General features: G+C 45.0%; 1 protein-coding gene. It reads left to right on the forward strand.

What is annotated here, in order from left to right; translation table 11 throughout:
- Window positions 1-741: 741 nt before the first annotated feature.
- Window positions 742-1,494, forward strand: coding sequence for a lambda exonuclease family protein (locus HWX04_RS08070; protein ID WP_175869606.1), 753 nt, complete (start codon window positions 742-744; stop codon window positions 1,492-1,494).
- Window positions 1,495-1,736: the final 242 nt, after the last annotated feature.

The raw sequence follows: 1,736 nt of genomic DNA on the forward strand, positions 1-1,736 counted from the left end.
CCCTTTAGGGAGGGGTGTTTTTTGAGCCGATAGGGTGTGCGCACCAAGTATGGAAAAAAGAGGAAGAGATGAGAGCGGGGCGTTCGTGAGAGGGAAAGATTGGCGTGCGGGTTGATTTTGGGGGGATGGGGATAAGAAAAAGATGCCGAAAAAGACAGGTAGGCTTAGCGTGCCACGTATTGCTGGAGAAAATGGCGGGTGGTGTTTAAAGGGGGCAGTGCTCTGAGCGGGGAGAAAGGCAAGCACCTTGGAGGCAAGGTTTGGGGACATGAGAGAGGAAGGGGAACTGTACAGCGTTGAATGGGGGACAAGTTCTGTAAAAAGGTAAGTTCAAGAGGAGACGGGGGTGGTTCTGGCCGCTTGTATATTGCCGTGTTCGGGGGCAATGAGAGAGGTTCCTCTTATGATGGATATGTTGACGGACATGTGTTTTTTGACTCGCGGGGGAGGAATGATGTCTGTTGTGCTTTCGTTCATTGGAGGGAGATTTTTTTTTGGGGGGGAGCCTTTTGGCGAGGTTTTTTTTGAGCCAATAGGGTGTGCGCACCAAGTGTGGAGAAAGGGAGTGTGTTTGGAGAGAAAAGAGTGTGTGAGGCGCTTGCTGGGGGCTTTGGGGGGGGTGAGAGGATGTGTCTGTGGTGTTTGCAGCGCACAATAGGATGTTGCTTGTGTGGGGGATAATAAGATGTGATGTTTCAAAGAGGAAATATTGTAAAAAAAGCACCAAAAGGGGGAAAGATTATGCCAATTATTATCGATTGTATACAGGGAACAGAGGAATGGCAGAAAGCGCGGAATGGTTTGATTACAGCTTCTTTGTTTGAGATGGTTATGGCACAAAAAAAACAGGGGCAAAAAACATCACGATATCATGCTGTGATGATGAAATTGGCAGGAGAAAGAATTACCGGAAAAACCGTTGAAGAAGGGACAACGGTTTCTCAGCGACGCGGGATAGAATTAGAACCAAGCGCACGACAGCTTTATGGAAAACTGACACAGACACAACCTGAATGTGTTGGTTTTGTTTTGGCAGATGATCGCAGACAAGGATTTTCTCCTGATGCCTTTGTGGGAACAAATGGATTGTTGGAAATTAAAACAAAAAAACCTGAAATTTTAATTCCTCATTTCATGCAAAAGAATTTTCCAGAAGAACATCAAGCACAATGTCAAGGAGGGTTATGGATTTCTCAACGTGAATGGGTGGATTTAATGCTCTATTGGCCGGGTATGCCCCCTTTGATTAAACGCGCTTATCGTGATGAATCCTATATCTGCAAACTGGAAAATGAAATTAGTCGTTTTAATGAGGCTTTAGAGAAAATGGTTCAGCACATTAAGTGTTTTGAGACAAGCTTTCATATAAGAACAGATAGTGCTTTGAAGGAAGGGGAAAAGCTTGGAGTGAAGACAAAGCGTCTGTTGAGGGGCAAAACAAAAATGAGGAAGAAAAAAAGAGGATCTTCATTGATGAGGGGCTCAATTCTATAAAAAAAGCAGCTTCAGGGGGGAAGAACAGTGTATTCGAGGAGCGTGTAGGGTGCTTAGCGTGATAAGCCTTGCTTGAGAAATGGGGAGAGAGCTCTTGGGAAATAACTGTTTTAACCGATATGTGAGGGGTGGACATGAGAAAAAGGTGTGTTGGAGGGGAAAACAAGAATGAGGGGGGCAAGGAAGGGATCTTATGCAGCGTTGAATGTGAGACAAGTTTTGTAAAAAGGTAAGTTCAAAGG

The sequence above is a fragment of the Bartonella gabonensis genome, from assembly GCF_903679515.1.
GTDB lineage: Bacteria > Pseudomonadota > Alphaproteobacteria > Rhizobiales > Rhizobiaceae > Bartonella > Bartonella gabonensis.